At 70.6% G+C, this 19757-nt stretch carries 18 protein-coding genes; 9 read left to right on the forward strand and 9 right to left on the reverse strand.

Translation table 11 applies throughout. The features are described from left to right. Positions 1-186: 186 nt before the first annotated feature. The 4 genes from ACIBW9_RS37980 to ACIBW9_RS37995 all read left to right on the forward strand — a co-directional run bounded on the left by ACIBW9_RS37980 (position 187) and on the right by ACIBW9_RS37995 (position 2610). Entirely contained in the window at positions 187-954 is a 768-nt protein-coding gene (locus ACIBW9_RS37980; RefSeq protein ID WP_398961988.1) for a hypothetical protein, read from the forward strand. Positions 955-1000: 46 nt separating this feature from the next. Beyond that, entirely contained in the window at positions 1001-1285 is a 285-nt protein-coding gene (locus ACIBW9_RS37985) for a hypothetical protein (protein WP_398961991.1), read from the forward strand. 16 nt (positions 1286-1301) lie between these two features. Further along, positions 1302-1844: a hypothetical protein gene (locus ACIBW9_RS37990; protein ID WP_398961994.1), complete on the forward strand. Its 543-nt coding sequence runs from the start codon at positions 1302-1304 to the stop codon at positions 1842-1844. 160 nt (positions 1845-2004) lie between these two features. Next, positions 2005-2610, forward strand: coding sequence for a dihydrofolate reductase family protein (locus ACIBW9_RS37995; RefSeq protein WP_398961996.1), 606 nt, complete (start codon positions 2005-2007; stop codon positions 2608-2610). A 43-nt stretch (positions 2611-2653) separates the two neighbouring features. Here ACIBW9_RS37995 and ACIBW9_RS38000 read toward each other — a convergent pair whose 3' ends face one another. The 4 genes from ACIBW9_RS38000 to ACIBW9_RS38015 form a co-directional block, all read right to left on the reverse strand. Then, positions 2654-3166 carry an O-acetyl-ADP-ribose deacetylase gene (locus tag ACIBW9_RS38000; RefSeq protein WP_398961999.1) on the reverse strand — a complete coding sequence of 171 codons (513 nt, stop codon included), beginning with the start codon at positions 3164-3166 and terminating at the stop codon, positions 2654-2656. Beyond that, entirely contained in the window at positions 3163-4572 is a 1410-nt protein-coding gene (locus tag ACIBW9_RS38005) for a phytoene desaturase family protein (protein ID WP_398962001.1), read from the reverse strand. Before ACIBW9_RS38005 ends, ACIBW9_RS38000 begins: the two co-directional genes overlap by 4 nt. Positions 4573-4669: 97 nt before the next feature. Further along, entirely contained in the window at positions 4670-5518 is an 849-nt protein-coding gene (locus ACIBW9_RS38010) for an inositol monophosphatase family protein (protein WP_398962004.1), read from the reverse strand. Between the two features lie 104 nt (positions 5519-5622). Next, positions 5623-7473, reverse strand: coding sequence for a gamma-glutamyltransferase family protein (locus ACIBW9_RS38015; protein ID WP_398962007.1), 1851 nt, complete (start codon positions 7471-7473; stop codon positions 5623-5625). Positions 7474-7710: 237 nt separating this feature from the next. Between ACIBW9_RS38015 and ACIBW9_RS38020 the strand changes: the two genes are divergently transcribed. The 5 genes from ACIBW9_RS38020 (at position 7711) to ACIBW9_RS38040 (ending at position 12960) form a co-directional block, all read left to right on the forward strand. Beyond that, positions 7711-8346, forward strand: coding sequence for a DUF6230 family protein (locus ACIBW9_RS38020; protein WP_398962010.1), 636 nt, complete (start codon positions 7711-7713; stop codon positions 8344-8346). 185 nt (positions 8347-8531) lie between these two features. Beyond that, the gene (locus tag ACIBW9_RS38025; protein WP_398962013.1) at positions 8532-9401 is read left to right on the forward strand and encodes a DUF6230 family protein; all 870 of its coding nucleotides are present in this window, start codon (positions 8532-8534) and stop codon (positions 9399-9401) included. Then, the gene (locus ACIBW9_RS38030; RefSeq protein ID WP_398962016.1) at positions 9394-11394 is read left to right on the forward strand and encodes a DUF6114 domain-containing protein; all 2001 of its coding nucleotides are present in this window, start codon (positions 9394-9396) and stop codon (positions 11392-11394) included. The genes ACIBW9_RS38025 and ACIBW9_RS38030 overlap by 8 nt, the downstream gene beginning before the upstream one ends. 134 nt (positions 11395-11528) lie before the next feature. Then, on the forward strand, positions 11529-12185 hold the full coding sequence (locus tag ACIBW9_RS38035) for an FTR1 family protein (protein ID WP_398962018.1): 657 nt from the start codon (positions 11529-11531) through the stop codon (positions 12183-12185). Positions 12186-12300: 115 nt separating this feature from the next. Next, positions 12301-12960, forward strand: a complete 660-nt coding sequence (locus ACIBW9_RS38040; RefSeq protein WP_398962021.1) for a hypothetical protein — start codon at positions 12301-12303, stop codon at positions 12958-12960. A 38-nt stretch (positions 12961-12998) separates the two neighbouring features. On the opposite strand, the gene ACIBW9_RS38045 is transcribed toward ACIBW9_RS38040, so the two are convergent. The 5 genes from ACIBW9_RS38045 to ACIBW9_RS38065 form a co-directional block, all read right to left on the reverse strand. After that, on the reverse strand, positions 12999-14525 hold the full coding sequence (locus tag ACIBW9_RS38045; protein ID WP_398962023.1) for an NCS1 family nucleobase:cation symporter-1: 1527 nt from the start codon (positions 14523-14525) through the stop codon (positions 12999-13001). 124 nt (positions 14526-14649) lie between these two features. Next, positions 14650-15669, reverse strand: a complete 1020-nt coding sequence (locus tag ACIBW9_RS38050; protein WP_398962025.1) for a TIGR03842 family LLM class F420-dependent oxidoreductase — start codon at positions 15667-15669, stop codon at positions 14650-14652. Positions 15670-15680: 11 nt separating this feature from the next. Continuing rightward, the gene (gene hydA, locus ACIBW9_RS38055) at positions 15681-17084 is read right to left on the reverse strand and encodes a dihydropyrimidinase (protein ID WP_398962028.1); all 1404 of its coding nucleotides are present in this window, start codon (positions 17082-17084) and stop codon (positions 15681-15683) included. Positions 17085-17178: 94 nt separating this feature from the next. Continuing rightward, a complete protein-coding gene (locus ACIBW9_RS38060) occupies positions 17179-18021 on the reverse strand; it encodes a nitrilase-related carbon-nitrogen hydrolase (RefSeq protein ID WP_344397978.1) in 843 nt (280 codons plus the stop codon). Between the two features lie 155 nt (positions 18022-18176). Further along, the gene (locus ACIBW9_RS38065; protein WP_398962031.1) at positions 18177-19739 is read right to left on the reverse strand and encodes a PucR family transcriptional regulator; all 1563 of its coding nucleotides are present in this window, start codon (positions 19737-19739) and stop codon (positions 18177-18179) included. Positions 19740-19757: the final 18 nt, after the last annotated feature.

Genomic DNA, 19757 nt, shown 5'->3' on the forward strand with positions numbered 1-19757 from the left:
CCTATCTGTTCCGTTACATGTCTCTCTTACGTAAAGCTCAACAACTTCACCCATCCTTCACATCTTTCGGAGCGCTACATTCCTCTCCTTCGGTATGCGCCTTCTGGCCGTTCCGTCCCATGACGGACCGACATGTCCGACGGCCGGCGCACACTCATCGGGGGAAAGGGCTGGGGACCCATGCACGTGAGCGACATGGCAGCCGAGGCTGTCCGCGTCCTGACACAGCACATGACATCGGCGGCCGCGGGCGCGGGGCAGGTCGCGCAGGGGGTGGCGACGCGGCTGCTGGCCGATCTGGTCGCGGACCGGCTGCGCCGTGGCGGCAACGGAGGGCAGTGGGACGACTTCGCACGCGACCCGCGCAACAACTCCCTCGTCGAGTACCTGCTGAGACAGGCCGTCGAGGAGGACGAGGACTTCCGGCGAAGGCTCGCCGAGGCGGTGCGCGGGGCGAAGGCCGAGCGGCCGGGCGGCACGGGGGTGAACGCGATCAGCATCGGCCGTGACGGCGACGCCCAGATCGGCGACCGGCGCGACACCTACGGCGACCAGAACCGCGTGGTCAACGGAGCCGGTTCGATCTACGAAGGCGATGTCACCCACCAGCACCAGGGTGACACCTACGAGGGAGACGTCACCCACAACAGCCCGGTCGGTCGCTACGTGGTGATCGCCCTGGTCGTCCTGGCGCTGGTCTTCATCGTGTTCAAGGCCGTTCCGGCGGTCCTGGGCGGCGGCGCGGACGCGGGCCTGACCGGCTCCTCGACCTGCAAGGACTTCTTGAACGAGGACCAGGCGACAGAGTCACAGGCTCTGGTCGACATCGCCACGTCCAAGGGACTCGGCGGCTTCGGCAGCCCGCTCGCGCTGCCCGCCATCCGCTACGAGTGCAGCTTTCGTCCGGACGACTCACTGGGCTCGGTGATCGAGAAGTACAAGGGCCAGTTCTGACGTCCGTGCAGTGCAGTTACCAACGTCTGACAAGGGGGGACCAACCATGCATTGGGGTGTCCACGAAGTCTTCTCCGTGATCTCGGGGATCGTACTTCTCGTCTGCGGGCTGATGCTGCCCGACATCACCGTGAAGGACCGGTCCTGGTCGGTCCTCGGCGGCGCGTTCCTGCTGGTCTACGGCGTCTACGTCGCCAAGCAGACCTCGGGCACGTACTACTTCCCGGTCGCCGTCTTCATCATCCCGGCGGGAGCGGTGCTCTACCTGCTCGCCGCCGCGTTCGGCGCGACGCGGTCCGGGGCCGGCGGCACCCCGGACGACGGTGAGTAGGAAGAGGGGCACGGCCATGACCGACGACACCGCATACGGACCCACCGACGCCCGGCCCGGACAGCCGACCTGTCTGCGCCCCGACTGCCGACAGCACAACAAGCTGGAGCTCGGCCCCCGCTGCCGGGGCTGCGGCCACCGTACGTCGATCCAGCCCCGGCCGGACCTGTTCCAGACGCTGGGCTACCACAACCGGCCCGCGCCGGTGCCGCCGATGCCGGCAGGCGCGCCGCCGGCGCCCTCCGCGCCGCCGAGGCCGACGGCATCGCCGTTCGTGTCGGCGGGACCCGCGCCGACGGCACCGGCGGGAGCCTTCGGGCCTCCGGCGATGCCGGTACGGCCGCCCGCACAGCGGCTGGGCGCGCGGGAGACCGCCTCCCGGGCGATCTTCGGCGGCTTCTGGTGCCTGGTGACGGTGGGCGGGGCCGTCGCCGCGGTGAAGGGACTGGCGGACGGCGACTTCGGCGGCTTCCTGCTCAGCGTCCTCGTCGCCACGGCGAGCGGCTTCTACGCCCGCTACATCTTCCGCGGCGGCCGCTTCCGCATCCTGTTCTTCTAGGAGTCTTCCAGGAGACGCGGAAGCAGCAGAGCTTCCAGGGCTCATCCTGGTCGTGGCCCAGCCGCAGCCGTGGGTTCTCTTGTTGCTCCACGGCTGCGGCCGATGAGTTTGCGGCTCCCGGCCGGTCCAAGCTCCTGACACCCCAGGAAAGGACACTGCCATGTCGGAACTTCTCGTCGACTTCATCACCTCCCTCGACGGCTACGCATCGGGAGAGGGCTGGCCCGGGTTCTGGGGCCTGGAGGGCCCGGAGTACCTCGCATGGCTCGGCGAGCAGCCGGAGGCCACCTATCTGATGGGAGCGAACACCTACCGCCTGATGTCCGGCTTCGCCGCGGGCGAGGTGCCGAAGGGCCAGGACGAGTTCAGGCCCGAGGAAGAGGCATCCGTCGACGAGCTCACGCAAGCGTCCAAGGTGGTGTTCTCCTCCTCGCTCGAGGAGCCACTGACATGGGCCAACTCCACGCTCGTCCGCGACGACGCCGTCGAGGCGGTCCGCGCCATGAAGTCGAGTGGCTCGGGGCTCCTCAGCACGATCGGCAGCCTCAGCCTGTGCCGGTCCCTGCTGCGCGCCGGACTCGTCGACCGCTTCCGGGTCGTGATGTTCCCGGTGATCACCGGGACCACGGGCGAAGAACGCATTTACGACGGCTATCCGGACGTCGCCCTGGAGATGATCGAGCACCGCACCTTCGACGGCCGCATCCAGCTGGTCGAGTACAGGCCCCGTGTGCTCGAGCGCCCGCCGCTCGGCGCCCCCGCGTGACAACGCCCCGTCCGCCGGTACAGAACCGCCCGCCCACGCCTCCTCAGCCGAGCTGCTTGGCGAACGCCTCGTACGCCCGGTCGTCGAAGAGGACGAACCGCACTTCCTCGACACCTGTCGGTGTGTTCCGTACCGTCTCCACGGCGATACGAGCCGCATCCTCCATCGGCCACCGATAGACGCCGGTGGAGATCGCCGGGAACGCGACCGTTCGTGCACCCAGCTCGTCCGCCACGCGCAGGGACTCCCGGTAACAGGAGGCAAGAAGCGAGGCATCGCCGCCGCCGACCTGCCAGACCGGGCCCACCGTGTGGATCACCCAGCGTGCGTCCAGGTCACCCGCGGTGGTGGCGACCGCCTGGCCGGTGGGCAGGCCTTTGCCGTACCGCGAGGCGCGGAGTGTGCGGCACTCCTCGAGGATCGCGGGGCCGCCGCGGCGGTGGATGGCGCCGTCGACTCCTCCGCCGCCGAGCAGGGAGGAGTTCGCGGCGTTGACGATCGCGTCGGCGCTCTCGCGGGTGATGTCGCCCTTGGCGAGCGTGATGGTCGGCGTCATGTCTGTCTCAGCCTCCTCCAGACCGCCTTCGCCGCGTTGTGCCCCGACATGCCGTGTACCCCCGGGCCCGGTGGGGTGGCCGAGGAGCAGATGAAGACGGCCGGGTGGGGTGTGCTGTATGGGGACAGGGAGAGCTTGGGGCGCAGCAGGATCTGGAGTCCGGAGACCGCGCCGGAGGCGATGTCGCCGCCGATGTAGTTGGCGTTGCGGGCGGCGATTTCGGGCGGCCCTGCGGTGGCGCGGGCGAGGACGCGGTCGCGGAAACCGGGTGCGAAGCGCTCCAGTTGGCGTTCCATGGCGTCCGTGAGGTCTCCCGTCCAGCCGCTGGGGACGTGGCCGTAGGCCCAGAAGACCTGTTTGCCCTCGGGGGCGCGGGTGGGGTCGACGACGCCGGGCTGGACCGTGATCATGAAGGGTCTGTCGGGGGCTCTGCCCTCCCGGGAGGCCGCGGTCAGGGCGGCGCCGATCTCCGCGCTGTCCGCGCCGATCTGCACGGTGCCGGCGGCGCGGGCCTCCTCGGCGGTCCACGGCACCGGGCCGTCCAGCGCGTAGTCCACCTTGAAGACCCCGGGGCCGTACTTGTAGCCCTCGTAGTAGCGGCCGAAGCCCGCGATACGGGCCAGGGCGGTGGGTGAGGTGTCGAAGACGTAGGCGCGGGCGGGCGGCAGGTCGTCGAGGCGCTTGACCTCGTAGTCCGTGTGGACCAGGCCACCCAGGTCCTTGAGGTACGCGGTGAGCGCGTCGGAGATGGACTGGGAGCCGCCGCGCGCCACGGGCCAGCCGCGGGCGTGTGCGGCCAGGGCGAAGACCAGGCCGATGGCGCCCGTGGCGAAGCCGTTGAGCGGGGCCATGACGTGGGCGACGAGGCCCGCGAACAGGGTCTTGGCCTGCTCGTCCCGGAAACGGCGGGTCAGCCAGGTGGACGGGGGCAGGCCGACCAGGCCGAAGCGGGCGAGGGTCACCGGGTCGCGCGGGAGGGCGGTGAGCGGCAGGGACATGAAGTCGCGGGCCAGGGTGTCCCACCTGGGGAGGAAGGGCGCGACCAGCCTGCGGTAGGCGCCCGCGTCCCGCGGGCCGAAGGACGCGGCCGTCTCGGCGACCGAGCGGGACAGCACGGCCGCGGTGCCGTCGGTGAAGGGGTGCGCCATGGGCAACTCGGCGTGCAGCCACTCCAGGCCGTACCGCTCCAGGGGCATGGTGCGGAACACCGGGGAGTTGATGGCGAGGGGGTGGGCCGCGGAGCACGGATCGTGCCGGAAGCCGGGCAGGGTCAGCTCTTCGGTGCGGGCTCCTCCGCCGACGGTGTCACGGGCCTCGAACACCGCCACGGAGAAACCGCGGCGGGCCAGTTCCACGGCGGCCGTCAGTCCGTTCGGCCCCGCACCCACCACGACAGCATCGAGCATCGACGGCACCCCTTCGTCAGCCGACGGCCATTGAGGATCAGGATATGCCGGGGGCCTGACAGCGCTGGGGGCAGGGAACGAGGACCGCCCCTGGGGGTCAGGCCGATCCTTGTCGCAGGAGTGCCACCACCCTCTCCGCGGTCTCGGCGTCGCGGGCCGTCGTGAAGGGGAGGGCGTTGCCGCCGGTTATGCGGAACGGTTCCCCTGTGAGCGTGCGGTGGGCGCCGCCCGCCTCCTCGACCAGCAGGATGCCCGCCGCGTGGTCCCACGCCGCCTCCCAGGAGAAGGCGACGGCGTCCAACCGGCCGCGGGCTATGGCGAGATACTCCAGTCCCGCCGAGCCGCAGGAGCGGAACTCGATGCCGTCGGTCCGCAGGCCGAGCAGGGCGCGCTTCTGCTCGTCGGTCGTGTAGTCCGGGTGGGAGGTGGCCACTTGGAGGTCGCGGCCGGGTATGGGCGAGCCTGCGGACAGCCGCTCGCCGTCGAGGAAGGCGCCCTGGCCCCTGATGGCGGTGGCCATTTGGTCGCGAGCCGGTGCGTAGGTCCAGGAGGCGAGCAGAACCCCGCGGTGCGCCAGGGCGACCAGCGTGCAGAAGCCGGCTTCGCCGCGCACGAACTGCCGTGTCCCGTCGACCGGGTCGACGATCCAGACCGGGGCGTCGCCCTGCAGCGCCTCGTACGTCACCGGGACGGCGTGCACCGCCTCCTCGCCGACCACGACCGATCCGGGCAGCAGCGCGCCGAGGGCGTCCGTGAGGTACTGCTCGGCGAGGCGGTCGGCGTCGGTCACCAGGTCGTGCGGTCCGGCCTTCTGGTCGATCTCGTGGGCGGCGAGCCGGCGGAAGCGGGGCATGATCTCGGCCGCGGCGGCCTTGCGGACCGCCTCCTCCACGTCGGCCGAGTGGCGGGCGAGAAACTCGTCGATGGTTTCCTTGTCTTCGATCATGGCTCCATGAGAGCACGCGCCACTGACAATCCCCACCGTGCCGGTGGACCCGCGGTGGAATCGGCGTGAACTCGGCGCGCGCGGTCAGCGCCCGGTGTGCGCGGTCAGCGACCCACCGCATACCCCTGCATGCCCCGCGGGTTCGCGGCCGCGGACAGGATGCCGGTCTCCGGGTCCCGGGCGACCGCGCACAGCCGGCCCTCCGACCAGGGGTCACCGATGGTCACGTCGTGCCCGCGGCGCCGCAGCTCCTCGACGACGCCGGGGTCCGTGCGGGACTCGACCGTCACGCTTCCCGGCCGCATGCCGCGCGGGTAGAACGACCCAGGGAAGCTGTCGTTGTGCCAGTTCGGGGCGTCGATGGCACCCTGCAGGTCGAGACCGCCGCGGACCTGGGCGCGCAGGGCGACGGCCAGGAAGAAGTGCAGCTGCCACTGGTCCTGCTGGTCGCCCCCGGGCGTGCCGAACGCCATGACCGGCACCCCGTCGCGCAGGGCGATGGAGGGTGTGAGGGTGGTGCGGGGGCGACGACCGGGGGTCAGCGAGTTCGGCAGGCCCTCCTCCAGCCAGGTCATCTGCAGCCGGGTGCCGAGCGGGAACCCCAGCTCGGGCACGACGGGGTTGGACTGCAGCCAGCCACCGCTGGGCGTGGCCGCGACCAGGTTGCCCCAGCGGTCGACGACGTCGAGGTGGCAGGTGTCCCCACGGGTCGCGCCGTCGGCGCGCACCTCGGGTTCACCGGCACGCGCGCGCGGCTCGCCCGGCACCGGGGACGTGGTCGGCTTGGCGACCGTCGGCTCCCCTGCGCCCATCGGGTTGAACCCGGGGTCGTCGGTGACGACCACGCACGCGTGCCCGCTCAGCCGCGGGGTCCGCCCGCCGGGGCTGCCGGGACGCAGCTCGTACGAGGCCTTGTCGCCGACGAGGTCGCGCCGGGCCGCGTTGTAGTCCGCCGACAGCAGCTCGTCGAGCGGGACCTCGGCGGCGTCCCCGTACCAGGCCTCCCGGTCCGCCATGGCGAGCTTGGAGCCCTCGATCAGCAGGTGGACGTAGTCGGCGGACCCGTACTCGGGCAGCTCGGGCGGGAGCAGGGCGAGCTGCTGGAGGAAGGCCGGGCCCTGGCTCCACGGGCCGGCCTTGCACAGGGTCCAGCCGTTCCAGTCGTACGTCGCCGGGGTCTCGTAGGTCGCGGACCAGCCGGCGAGGTCGGCGGCCGTGAGGGTGCCGGTGTGGCGTGCGCCGCTGGTGTCCATGGTGGGGCGTTGCGCCTGCCGTATCAGGGCCTTGGCGATGAACCCGGAACGCCAGACCTCCCGCGCCGCCTCGATCTGCGCGACCCGGTCCCCCGCACCGGCGACCTCGGCGAGCAGTCGCTTCCAGGTGGCGGCGAGGGCGGGGTTGCGCAGCAGCTCACCGGGGCGCGGGGCCCTGCCGCCCGGCAGGTAGACCTCCGCCGAGGAGGTCCATTCCGTCTCGAACAGCTGCCGTACCGACTCGACGGTCGCGCCGACGTTCTCCACGGGCGCGTGGCCGTGTTCGGCGTACCCGATGGCGTACTTGAGGACGTCGGCGAGGGGTTTGGTGCCGTGGTCGCGCAGCAGGAGCATCCAGGCGTCGAACGCGCCGGGCACGGCGGCCGCGAGCGGTCCGGTGCCCGGGACGAGTTCCAGCCCGAGTCCGCGGTAGTGCGCGACCGTCGCTCCGGCGGGTGCGACGCCCTGGCCGCACAGCACCCGCACCTCGCCGCCCGCCGGGGCGAGCAGGATCGGCACCTCGCCGGCCGGCCCGTTGAGGTGCGGCTCGACGACGTGCAGCACGAACGCCCCGGCCACGGCGGCGTCGTACGCGTTGCCGCCGTCCTCCAGGACGGCCATCGCCGACTGCGAGGCCAGCCAGTGGGTGGAGGACACCATCCCGAAGGTGCCCTGGAGGGTGGGACGAGTGGTGAAATGCATGTCTGACCTCGTTGTCTGCGGGCCTGGGCCGACCCCATCCAACCTCAGCTGAAACCTGAGGAGAAAGAGCACGTGGGACGCACTGCCCCTGCCCACCCCGGGTCGAGCACCGCGAGCCGGTTCCGGTTGCCGACCTGCACACCACAGGTTGCAATGAGGCTGCGGCCCGACGGCCGCAGCCGGCGGCGCAGGTGGTTCCCGCCCCCGCTCGGCCCCGCTCGAGCCGGGGAGGCAGTGATGACGTCGTTCCCTGAGCCCGGTGCCCGCCCCGACGGGCACACCCGGTGGACTCGGCTCGCCTGGGTGATGGTGCCGACGCTGGTGGTGTCCGCGCTGCTCCTGGTGGGGATCGGCAGCGGCATCCTCCCCGTCTCGCTCGCGGTCACGGCACAGTCCATGACGATCTCCGGACAGAACCTCAAGATCTCCGCCGACCGGCTGGTGGGCACGGGCTTCACCCAGTACGTCTCGACGGACCGGTCGAAGTCCACGACGTATCCGGAAGCCATCGCCGGGATCGACTCGGCCGACCTGTACAACCTGTGCCAGTCGATGGTCGTCAAGCTCCCCGTCGTCGGCGAGACCACCCTGCGGATCGGCGCCGGCGGGGGCGGCAGGCCCGCGCACGCGGACCATCTCGTCGTCCATACCGACGAGCTGGGTGGCGACGCGGAGTTCCACAACATCGTCATCGGCCAGGATGCCTCGACCTTCAAGGGCGGCTCCGGTGACCTGGCGGGACTGTTCGGGCAGTCGGCCGACAGCGTCCGCATCGACCATCTGCGGCAGTCGACCCGAGAGGTGACCGCGGCGACCTTCCGGCTCACGGGCCTGCGCCTGAGCGTGAAGGCCGGAGACAAGCCCTGCTACTGAACAGCCTCCCCCTCCCCTCCTGAGCCACGCGGGTGAATGCGTCCGTCCATTGGGGTCCCCCCACTGATTCTCGGAGTCACCCGCGGGTCCCCCCGCAGTTGGCGATGCGTACCGCCCGAGACTCGGGAATTTGGGGCTTCTCGGCCCGTTGATGGGCCCGCCCGGATTGTCTGACGGGGAGAGGGATGACGAGCAACGCCGACAGTGCCACCCAGACCACCGTGAGCACACGTCTCACGGGCCACACCCGATGGAGGCGCCTGGCCGTGGCCATGGTGCCCACTTTGCTGGCGTCCGCAGGGCTGTGCACGGCGGTGGCGCGTGGCGCCCTGGCCGCGTCCTTCGGGGTGTCGCCCAACTCGTTCACGGTTTCCGGCGAGAGCTTCCAGATCTCGGCCAGCACGCTCGACGGGCAGGGGTTCGTCCAGTTCGGTGTGCTGGACCGCGGCGCTCACGCCTCGTACCCGGAAGCGCTTTCCGGCATCCGGTCCGCGGACCTGTACGACCTGTGCCAGTCCGTCGTACAGGACGTGCCCCTGTTCGGGCCCGTCACCCTGCGGCTGACCTCGGGCAGCGGCGGGAACCCCGCGCACGCGGACCGGCTCGTCGCCGACAGCCACGACCTGAAGGGCGACGCGCTCTTCCACAACATCAACATCGGTCAGGACGCCGCGACCGTTCAGGGTGTGCCCGGCGTGCACGGCGCGCCCGGCGGCTTCGGCGAGCAGGCCGACACGGTACGCATCGACAACCTGCGGCAGCAGACCCGTTCGGTGAGTGCGGCGACGTTCCGGTTGCCGGGGCTCCACCTGAGCGTGCAGGTCGGCTCGAACCCGTGCTTCGACGCTGATGCGGATCAGGGGGACGACGACTCTTCCGGTGCGGAGCACGACGGTCACGGCTCCTCCGGTGCCGGTCACGGAGGTCACCACTCCTCGGACGAGGATCATGCGGGTCACCACTCCTCTGATGGGGACGACGCCGGTCACCACTCCTCTGATGAGGACGACGCGGATCACGGGCACCACCACACTCCGGGGGATCGAAGTGAGTAGTGCGTGGCTGCATCTCGGAGGCAGGAGGAAGGGAGAGGCTGACGGGGAGCGGCGCGGATGGTGGAGCGCCTTCCGTGACTGGCGGCGCAGCCGTCCGTTCTGGGCCGGGCTGTGGACGCTGCTGTCCGGGGTCGAGATCCTCTCCATCCCGTTCGCGCCGTTGCCGATCATGATGCATGAAGGCGTCGCCGGGGTGGCGGGGTCGCTCATGGGGATCTTCCTGGTGGTCCTCGCGCTCAGCCTGTGGCTGTCCCCCGGGCACCGGGTCTTCGCGGGCATCGCGACGCTGGTGCTCGCGGTCGCCTCGCTGGTGCTCTCCAATTTCGGCGGCTTCCTGATCGGTTTTCTGCTGGGCATCACCGGCGGCGCGATGGCGGTGAGCTGGGTGCCGTACGCGAGGCCTCCGGTCCGGCCGCCGATCTGGCCCGACTGGCGTCGCGGGAACGGCTCGGACCGCTCCGGAGGTCCGGACGGCCCGGCGGACCCGGACGGTCCGGGCGGTCCGGGCGGCCCTGATGATTCCGGCGGTTCGGGCGGCGGTGGAGCCGGTGGCTCCGGTGAACCGGACGGCTGGGGAGGCGGCGGAGGTCATGCGGTCGGCGGCGGACAGGCCGGCGGCACCCCGCGCCCGAACGGTCTGACCTGGCGCACCAGCCGTATGCGGGCGCTCGGTGTACTGCCGATCGGGGCGCTGCTGACCGGCGGGCTGCAACCCGCCCCTGCGCACCTCCCGCGGGTGGTGCCGAGCCGCGCCGATCCGCCCAGCGTGCTCGGGAGCACCGTCGACGACAGGACTGCGCCGCAGCTGACCGTCTGCTCTCTGCTCGACGGGCTGCTGGGCGGGGCGGTGCCTCCCGCCCGAGGCACCGGCGGCCGTGTCCCGGGCTCGGGCTCCGCGGGGGACGGCGGCCCGCACCGACCCCTCGTCCCTCTTGTGCCGAAGCCGCGTACCGAGACGCACGGCGAACACAGGCCGGGACGCGGGCACGCCTCCGTCAAGCCCGCCCCCGCTCCTTCATCCGGAGCGGGCCTTCTCGGCTCGGTCTCCGACCTGCTCGGCCTGCACGGTGCACACGACGAAGGCGACGGACACGACAAGGACTCGGCCGCCCGGCACGGCGGTGAGACGTCGGGGCCGGCCCGCCCCACCGACCGGCCGCAGGGCGGTAAGCCCCACCACGCCCCTGGGCCGGGCCCGTCGGACAAGAAGCCGAGCGGGTCCGACGGCAGGGTCCCGCCGTCCGTGCTGCGTCTGGACATCCCGCCCCTGCCCGCCGACGGACGGATGGACGGGCCGCTGTCCCTGCTGCCGCTGCACATCGATCTGGGCGCCGGCTCCGACGGGGGTGAGCACTCACGCTGGTGCCTTCCGCAGCCCTTGATCTCCCTCAGGCTGGGTGTCGATGCCGCCGCGTACCGCGTGCGCACCGCCGCCCAGCCCTTCCGGGTCGTCACCCCTCTGCTGGTGCTCACCGGCCTGACCTACCACGGCATCACCGAGGTGCCGACGGTGTACGGCCCGCAGGAGGTCCTGGTCTTCACCGCGTACCGGGTCGACATCGCGAGCCTGCGCCAGACGGCCCCTCTCCTCGCCCCCGGATGCGGCCGCAACCAGCCCCCGCCGCCCGCTCCACCCTTCCACGGCCTGCCCGGTCTCCGGCTGCCCCTGCTCGACATGGGCATCCCCGGAATCGGCCGCGTGGACCCGTCCGCCCCCGGCCCCTGGTATCCCTGCCAGGGCACGCTGGAGACGGACGCCCCCTCCAGCACCACGGTGGCCACCGGGCGGCCCGTGGTCCTGCTGACCAAGGTCCTCAGCGGGAACCTCCTCGGCCTGCTCCCCGTCACGTTCACCCCGAGCATGCCGCCGCCGCTGCCGCCGGGGCTCACCCTTCCCATCCCGATCTTCTTCACGAACGTCACCGCGTACAACCAGTTCCTCAGCGCCGACGAACTGGACGTCCCCGGTATCCACCAGACGGCGTCCCGCTGACCCCGTCGTCACCGACGTCATCGGGGCAGAGCAGGATTTTGGCCTCGGAATTACCCTCCCGCGACTGACTGATTGCATACCCCAGGCCATGATGGTCCGCGTTTGGTTAGGCATGCCTATGCTAAGAGGACCGCATGGGGGATGACGCGTTTCCGAGCTTCCTGATCGGGCTGCGGGAAGGACTCGAAGCCGGGCTCATCGTCTCCATCCTCGTCGCGACCCTCGTGCGGGCCGGCGCCCGCTCCCGGTTGCTCCAGGTGTGGACGGGCGTCCTCGCGGCGGTCGCGCTCGCCATGAGCTTCGGGGCGGTCCTCACCTTCACCGCCGCGTCCCTGTCCGCGACCGCCCAGGAGGCCTTCGGCGGCACGCTCAGCCTGATCGCGGTCGCGTTCGTCACCGCGATGGTGTTCTCGATGCGCCGCTCGGCCCGCAGCCTCTCCGGCGAGATCAAGGAGAAGGTCACCAGCGCGCTCGGCATGGGCGCGGGGGTCCTGGTCGTCACGTCCTTCCTCGCCGTGGGCCGCGAGGGCCTGGAGACCGCGCTGTTCCGTCTCCATGTCGGCACCGCCGAGCCGGGACCCGGCGCGCTGCAGGACCACGGCGATCGCGCCGCCCAGGAGGAGCAGGGCGGTGGTCTCGCGGAGCGGGTAGAGCGTGGCGAGCTTGCCGCGCCAGACCACGCGCAGCCACACCGTGGGGCTGCTGGTGCGCTCGGCGTCGAGCGCATTCCTGATCCCTCGTCACCGTCGGCCGGCCGTGACGGATGCCCGGCGATGCTGACCGAACAGTAACCGTGCGGCCACGGAGCGAGTTGACACTTCCGTCTCACAGGTACTCATGTGAGACTGGCGCCCCGTCCGCAGTGCGGACCCCCTCCGCACACCGTCCCCCACCGAAAAGTGTGCCGTGCGCGATTTTCCTCTGCCGCTCGCTCTGACCGCTCGTCTGTCCCCGGTCGTCGTGCTGGCCGCGGCGGGCTGGGCACTGACGTCCGGCCCCGCGGCGACGACGACCGCCGAGCACAAGGAGGCACCGCAGACCGGCAGCCAGTCGGCCTCGGCCCCTTCCTCGACCGCGCAGACCAAGACGTACGCCGCCTCCCCGGCACCGTGCGGCAGCATGGCCGAGAAGACGCTCAAGGCGCTCGTCCCGGGCGCGAAGACGGCGGGCAAGGAAATCCAGTCGACGGACGCGAAACTGCGCCGCACCTGCTCCTGGAACGCACTCAAGGGCTACGACTACCGGTGGCTCGACGTCTCCTTCGAAGTCATGAACTCCGACGAAGCGGCACAGAGCACCTATAAGCAGCGAATCACGGACAAGAGCGGCGGAGGGGCCGTTCCCGGGCTGGGTGACCAGGCCTACTCCGTCGTCAACCTCACCACCGAGGACAAGCAGCAGACCCGCGAGGGCATGGTGTTCGCCCAGGTCTCCAACGTGCTGGTGGTCGTCACGTACAACGGCAGCGACTTCGAGACGAAGAAGGCGCCCGGCACGGACGAGATCAACAAGGGTGCGATCGAGGCGGCGCGGGACGCCGTGACCGCGCTGAAGGGCAGCCAGTAGGACCGGCTGCCCTTCGAGGGCGAAGCAGGGGCGCAGGCTCAGGCCTCCAGGCGGTCCTTCCCGCGCAGCAGCATCAGCACCACGTACACCACCATCGAGGTGCCGAGGCCGACCGCCCAGCCGTAGTCGGCGAGCGGTTCAAGCGCCGGGATGGGCCGCCCGTCGATCAGCGGCTTGAAGCTGGCGCCGCCGATCGCGAGGACACCGCCAGCCACGAAGGCGACGACGGCCCGCCAGTTCCAGCCGCCCTCGTACCAGTAGCGGCCGCCCGCGCGGTACAGGTCGACCAGGTCCAGCTTGCCGCGGCGCAGGATCCAGTAGTCGGCGATGAGGATGCCGGCGACCGTGCCGAGCAGTCCGCCGACCAGGCCGAGCCAGGTGAAGATGTAGCCCTGCGGGTCGGAGTACAGCTTCCACGGGAAGATCAGCACGCCGATGACACAGGTGGCGAGCGCACCGGCGCGGAAACTGACCTTGCGTGGCGCGATGTTGGAGAAGTCGAAGGCCGGCGAGACCAGGTTGGCCGCGATGTTCACGGACAGGGTCGCCACCAGCACGGTCACCAGCGCGTACAGCAGGCCGAAGACGTTGTCCGTCTTGGCGGCGAGCTGGACCGGGTCCCAGACCGTCTGCCCGTACACGGCCTGCGAACCGGAGGTGACCAGCACGGACAGCAGCGCGAAGAGCGTCATGGTGGTGGGCAGACCGAGCGCCTGTCCCCAGGTCTGCGCCTTCTGCGACTTCCCGTAGCGGGTGAAGTCCGGGATGTTCAGCGACAGCGTGGACCAGAAGCCGATCATGCCCATGAGGGACGGCCAGAACAGCTTCCAGAAGCCGCCGCCCCAGCCGAGCTTGGAGGGCTGGTCGAGCAGCGGGCCGAAACCGCCGGCCTTGTTGCTCATCCAGATCAGCATCACCAGCGCGCCGACGATGACGAAGGGCGCCGCCCAGTTCTCGAAGCGGCGGATCGTCTCCATGCCCCGGTAGATGATGGCGACCTGGATCACCCAGAAGATCGCGAACGACAGCCACATCGTCCAGGCGTACCCGCCGACCTTCCCGGCGTCGGACCAGCCGTTGCCGATCAGCTTCCCGGCGAGGAAGTAGATCGCCTCACCGCCGATCCAGGTCTGGATGCCGAACCAGCCGCACGCCACCAGCGCCCGGACGACGGCCGGGAGGTTGGCGCCCCGGATACCGAAGGAGGCGCGGGCGAAGACCGGGAAGGGGATGCCGTACTTCGGTCCCGCGTGCCCGGTGAGCAGCATCGGGATCAGCACGATCACATTGGCCAGGGCGATGGTGAGCACCGCCTGCTTCCAGTCCATGCCGACGGCGATCAGACCGGAGGCGAGGGTCCAGGAGGCCGTGTTGTGGGCCATGCCGACCCACAGGGCGGAGAAGTTGTACGTGGTCCAGGTGCGCTTCTCGACCGGAACCGGGAGCAGGTCCTCGTTGGCGTACGGGCCGCTGGGCAGCGGGGACCCGGGGGCGATCTCCACCCGCCCGTCGGCGAGGGTGACTTGGGCTGTCGGCGGTATGGCCGTGGGAGCGGTGTCGGTCATGGGCAGGCCAATCAATGAAGGGTGGGTCCGGAAAGGCCGTGCGGGTCTCCGGTCCCCTCCCCGGGGAGGTGGGGAGGGGAGAACTGGAGTGGGGGGATGGGGAGGGTGAACCGAGCGGTAGGGGTCAGGAGTTGACGGCCGGGATGACCTTCGCGCCGTACGCGTCGATCACGGTCTCCTGCGCGTCGTGCATGTCGTAGACGGCGAACTGGTCGACGCCCAGCTCGCGCAGCGCGTTCAGCTTCTCGATGTGCTTCTCGACCGGGCCGACGATGCAGAACCGGTCGACGATCTCGTCGGGTACGAACTGGGTGTCCGGGTTGTCGGCGCGCCCGTGGTGGGAGTAGTCGTACCCCTCACGGGCCTTGATGTAGTCGGTGAGCTCCTCGGGGACCTGGGCGGAGTGCTCGCCGTACTTGGAGACCAGGTCGGCGACGTGGTTGCCGACCATCCCGCCGAACCAGCGGCACTGGTCGAGTGCGTGGGCGAGCGCCTCGGGCGAGTCGTCCTCGGTGACATAGGCGGGGGCGGCCACGCAGATCTTGACGTCGGAGGGGTCCCGGCCGGCCGCGACCGCCGCGTCCTTGACCGCCTTCACCATGTACTCGGTGAGGTAGAGGTCGGCGAGCTGCAGGATGAAACCGTCGGCCTCCTCGCCGGTCATCTTCAGGGCCTTGGGACCGTACGCCGCCATCCATACGGGGAGTTCTGCGCCCGGCTTGATCCACGGGAACTTGATCACCGTGCCGCCGAGGTCGGCCTCCTCGCCGCGGCCCAGCGCCCGGATGACCTTCATGGCCTCGCTGATCCGGGCCAGGGTGTTGGGCTTGCGGCCCGCCACGCGCATCGCGGAGTCGCCGCGGCCGATGCCGCACACGGTGCGGTTGCCGAACATGTCGTTGAGGGTGGCGAAGGTGGAGGCGGTGACCTCCCAGGTGCGGGTGCCCGGGTTGGTGACCATCGGGCCGACCGTCAACTTGGTGGTGTTCGACAGGATCTGACTGTAGATCACGAACGGTTCCTGCCACAGCACGGCGGAGTCGAAGGTCCAGCCGTAGGTGAAGCCGTTGCGCTCCGCCCGCTTCATCAGGCTGACGACCTTCGAGGCCGGCGGGTCGGTCTGCAGGACGAGTCCGAAGTCCATGGGCGCCACTCCTAGTTGAGGTACTGACAGGTGGAGCGCGGGGTGTAGACGCCGTGCCCGGCGTGTCCGGTGTACTCCCGCTCGTTGATGACGACTTCGCCGCGCGAGAGGACCGTCTCGACCCGGCCGGTGGTGCGCTTGCCCTCGTAGGCCGAGTAGTCGACGTTCATGTGGTGCGTCTCGACGGACATGACCTGCTCGGCGTTCGGGTCGTAGATGACGACGTCCGCGTCCGCGCCGGGCGCGATCGTGCCCTTCTTCGGGTACATGCCGAACATCCGGGCCGGGGTGGCGCAGGCGATCTCGATCCAGCGGCGGCGGGAGATGTGGCCCTCGACGACGGCCTGGTGGAGCAGGTCCATGCGGTTCTCGACGCCGGGGAGACCGTTGGGGATCTTGGAGAAGTCGCCCCGGCCGAGCTCCTTCTGGCCCACGAAGCAGAAGGGGCAGTGATCGGTGGAGACCACCTGGAGGTCATTGGTCCTGAGCCCCTGCCACAGCTTGGCCTGGTGCTCCTTGGGGCGGAGCGGGGTGCTGCACACGTACTTCGAACCCTCGAAGTCCGGCTCGGCGAGGTTGTCGGTGGACAGGAACAGGTACTGCGGGCAGGTCTCGCCGAAGACGGGGAGCCCCTCGTCACGCGCGCGTGCCAGCTCGGCCACTGCCTCCATGGCCGAGACGTGCACGACGTAGAGCGGGGCGCCCGCGACCTGGGCGAGTTTGATGGCGCGGTGGGTGGCCTCGGCCTCCAGCAGCGCCTTGCGGACCTCGCCGTGGTAGCGGGGGTCGGTCTCGCCGCGGGCCAGCGCCTGCTCGACCAGCACGTCGATCGCGATGCCGTTCTCGGCGTGCATCATGATCAGGCCGCCGTTCTCGGCGGAGCGCTGCATGGCGCGCAGGATCTGGCCGTCGTCGGAGTAGAAGACGCCGGGGTAGGCCATGAACTGCTTGAAGGAGGTGACGCCTTCCTCGACGAGGAGGTCCATCTCCTTGAGCGTCTCCTGGTTCACATCGGAGACGATCATGTGGAAGGCGTAGTCGATCGCGCAGTTACCCTCCGCCTTGGCGTGCCAGGCGTCGAGGCCCTCACGCAGGGAGTGGCCGACGCTCTGCACCGCGAAGTCGACGATCGTGGTCGTACCGCCCCAGGCGGCCGCCCGGGTGCCGGTCTCGAAGGTGTCGGAGGCGAAGGTGCCGCCGAACGGCAGCTCCATGTGGGTGTGGGCGTCGACGCCGCCCGGGATGACGTACTTCCCGGTGGCGTCTATGGTCCGCTCGGCGGTCCAGGCCTCGGCGGCGGGGGTGCCGGACGCGGCGAGGGCGGCGATGCGGCCGTCCTCGATCAGGACGTCGGCATGGAGTTCGTCGGACGCCGTGATGACGAGGCCACCACGGATGACGGTACGGCTGCTCATTCTCCCTCTCCTTATGACGGACGGTGCTGAAAGCCCCTTGTGCCCCGCAGGCCCGGTCCCCGTACACCGGGCCCACGGAGGCTCACGGCGTCGGTCAGGGAGCGGTCAGCGGTGCGTACGCGTCGGGACGGCGGTCCCGGAAGAACTGCCAGCGGTCGCGGACCTCGCGGAGCTTGGCCAGGTCCAGGTCGCGCACGACCAGTTCGGTCTCCTTGTCGCTCGCCACCTCGCCCACGAACTGGGCCTCCGGGTCGACGAAGTACGTCGTCCCGTAGAAGTCGTTGTCGCCCAGCTCCTCGACGCCGACCCGGTTGATCGCGCCGACGAAGTACTCGTTGGCGACGGCCGCCGCCGGCTGCTCCAGCTGCCAGAGGTAGGCGGACAGTCCGCGGGAGGTGGCCGACGGGTTGAAGACGATCTCGGCACCCGCAAGGCCCAAGGCCCGCCAGCCCTCCGGGAAGTGGCGGTCGTAGCAGATGTAGACGCCGATCTTCCCGACCTTGGTGTCGAAGACCGGCCAGCCGAGGTTGCCGGGGCGGAAGTAGAACTTCTCCCAGAAGCCCGGGACCTGGGGGATGTGGTGCTTGCGGTACTTGCCGAGGTACGAGCCGTCCGCGTCGATCACCGCGGCCGTGTTGTAGAGGACGCCGGGCTGCTCCTCCTCGTACATGGGCAGGATCAGGACGATGCCCAGTTCCTTGGCGAGGGCCTGGAAGCGCTTGACGATCGGGCCGTCCGGGATCGCCTCCGCGTACTCGTAGAACGCCTTGTCCTGGACCTGGCAGAAGTAGGGCCCGTAGAACAGCTCCTGGAAGCACAGGACCTGAGCACCCTGCGCGGCCGCGTCCCGGGCCGCCTGCTCGTGTACCTGGATCATCGACTCCTTGTCGCCCGTCCACGCGGTCTGGAAGAGGGCGGCACGAATCACTCTGCTCATCGGGACCTCCGGTCGCTCGGTGTGCGAGAAGACTAGGAAGTCCGAAAACCGGCTTTGAGTTGCACGCTGTCACGTCTGCGGGCCTTGCGCGTGCCACGGTGTCACCCTTTTCCGAGCCCATGTTTCACCGCCGTTTTCCCAGGTCGTGGCATGTTTCAGCCCTGTTGCGCGTCGTGCGCGAGGAGCGCGATGTGCACCGAGGCGGCCTGCTCGAAGTCGTCGAGGTCCACACCGAGGCGGCCCTGTATGGCTTCAAGGCGGCGGTACAGGGCGGGCCGGGAGACGTGGTGGAGCTGGGCGGTGCGGGACTTGTTGCGGCCCGTGGCGAGATAGGTGCGCAGCACGGACAGCAGGTCCTCGTCGGCCGCGCACAGCAGCCCGTCCAGCTCCCGTTCCGCGAACGACTGCACATGCGGATCGTCCCGCAGCAGCCGGATCAGACCCCGCAGATGTACGTCCCTGAGGCGTACGACGGCCGGGAGGTCGAGGCCGGCCGCGGAGTCGGCGACGGCGTCGGCGACGTGCTGGGCCTCGCGCAGTCCGGCGGGCACGTCGTCCCAGGCGGTGCGCGGGTCGGCGGCGGCCACCACCGCCTTCGTCGACCCCGATTCCGTACGCAGCCTTGCCGCGAAGTGGGTGGCGAGCGCCTCGGCGTCCTGATCGCGGGCGAGGCTGAGCAGGACCGCGGTGGCCGTGTCGGCCAGCTCGGCGACGAGACCGGGCAGCCCCAGCATCCGTAGCACGCGGTCGAGTTGGGCCGGTTCACCGTCCCGCACGACCAGCGGCACGAAGGTGCGGCGGTTGACCGGGAGTCCTGCGGCACGCGCGCGTGGCAACAGTTGCCTCGCCGGTACGACCCCGCTGACCAGGTCGGTGAGCAGGCTCTGCGCGGACTGCTCTTCCCAGGTGTGGGCCGAGTTGCCGCCGAGCATGCGGTGCAGGACGAGGGACTCGGCGGCCCGGTCGGCGAGCAGGCGTCCGGTGGCGGTGTCGCCTCGGTAGCCGCACAGCATGATCTGTCCCCAGCGTTCGCCGCGCCCGCCGAGTTCGGCGCGGATCCAGCCGTCGCCCTCGCTGCCGCCGGCCTGCCGGGCGATGCGCTCCCAGTCGCGCAGCACGTCGTCCACCGCGGGCCGCTCCCCCGCGGTGGCGAGGACGCGGTGCGCGAGGTTGGTGACGACGACCGGGCAGGCGCTGTGCTGGGCGATCTCGTCGAGGAGCCGTTGCAGCGGGGCGCCCGCGGTGATGAGCCCGGTGAGCGCCGTGCGGACGGACTCCGAGAGGCTCACGGCGGCGAACTTCCGCCGGACCAGCCGGGCCTGCACCTCCTCCGTCAGCTCCGCGAAGGGGAAGGGGCGGTGCAGGACGACCATCGGCAGCCCGCACCGCTCGGCGGCCCGGCGCATCACGTCCGGCGGGGAGGGGAACGCCCGCCCGAGGCCGAGCACGACGGCCGCGGCCTCCGCGCGGTGCAGGGACTGGATGTACTCGGCCTGTTTCTCCTCGTCGCCGGCGAGCAGCACCCCGGTGGTGAGCACCATCTCGCCGCCGCTGAGCATGACGCCCACGTCGGGTGCCTCGGCGACATGCACCCAGCGCACCGGACGGTCGAGCTGGGCCGCACCGGCCACCACCTCGGGCTCCCCTGCGAGGACCCGTTCCAGGGTCAGCACCTGGCGCACCGACAGGGCGGGTTCGGGGATCCCGAAGGTGGTCATGGCGGTCTTCCCTTGCTC

This window comes from Streptomyces sp. NPDC049541 (assembly GCF_044465725.1).
Classification (GTDB): domain Bacteria; phylum Actinomycetota; class Actinomycetes; order Streptomycetales; family Streptomycetaceae; genus Streptomyces.

What these genes read in the sequence shown, in the direction of transcription:
- ACIBW9_RS37985 (WP_398961991.1), top strand. Translation starts at nt 1,001, where the DNA reads ATGCATTGGGGTGTCCACGAAGTCTTCTCCGTGATCTCGGGGATCGTA.
- ACIBW9_RS38045 (WP_398962023.1), bottom strand. Translation starts at nt 14,525, where the DNA reads ATGACCGACACCGCTCCCACGGCCATACCGCCGACAGCCCAAGTCACC.
- ACIBW9_RS38025 (WP_398962013.1), top strand. Translation starts at nt 8,532, where the DNA reads ATGACGAGCAACGCCGACAGTGCCACCCAGACCACCGTGAGCACACGT.
- ACIBW9_RS37995 (WP_398961996.1), top strand. Translation starts at nt 2,005, where the DNA reads ATGTCGGAACTTCTCGTCGACTTCATCACCTCCCTCGACGGCTACGCA.
- ACIBW9_RS38005 (WP_398962001.1), bottom strand. Translation starts at nt 4,572, where the DNA reads ATGCTCGATGCTGTCGTGGTGGGTGCGGGGCCGAACGGACTGACGGCC.
- ACIBW9_RS38000 (WP_398961999.1), bottom strand. Translation starts at nt 3,166, where the DNA reads ATGACGCCGACCATCACGCTCGCCAAGGGCGACATCACCCGCGAGAGC.
- ACIBW9_RS38020 (WP_398962010.1), top strand. Translation starts at nt 7,711, where the DNA reads ATGACGTCGTTCCCTGAGCCCGGTGCCCGCCCCGACGGGCACACCCGG.
- ACIBW9_RS38010 (WP_398962004.1), bottom strand. Translation starts at nt 5,518, where the DNA reads ATGATCGAAGACAAGGAAACCATCGACGAGTTTCTCGCCCGCCACTCG.
- ACIBW9_RS38015 (WP_398962007.1), bottom strand. Translation starts at nt 7,473, where the DNA reads ATGCATTTCACCACTCGTCCCACCCTCCAGGGCACCTTCGGGATGGTG.
- ACIBW9_RS38065 (WP_398962031.1), bottom strand. Translation starts at nt 19,739, where the DNA reads ATGACCACCTTCGGGATCCCCGAACCCGCCCTGTCGGTGCGCCAGGTG.
- ACIBW9_RS38060 (WP_344397978.1), bottom strand. Translation starts at nt 18,021, where the DNA reads ATGAGCAGAGTGATTCGTGCCGCCCTCTTCCAGACCGCGTGGACGGGC.
- ACIBW9_RS37990 (WP_398961994.1), top strand. Translation starts at nt 1,302, where the DNA reads ATGACCGACGACACCGCATACGGACCCACCGACGCCCGGCCCGGACAG.
- ACIBW9_RS38050 (WP_398962025.1), bottom strand. Translation starts at nt 15,669, where the DNA reads ATGGACTTCGGACTCGTCCTGCAGACCGACCCGCCGGCCTCGAAGGTC.
- ACIBW9_RS38035 (WP_398962018.1), top strand. Translation starts at nt 11,529, where the DNA reads ATGGGGGATGACGCGTTTCCGAGCTTCCTGATCGGGCTGCGGGAAGGA.
- hydA (WP_398962028.1), bottom strand. Translation starts at nt 17,084, where the DNA reads ATGAGCAGCCGTACCGTCATCCGTGGTGGCCTCGTCATCACGGCGTCC.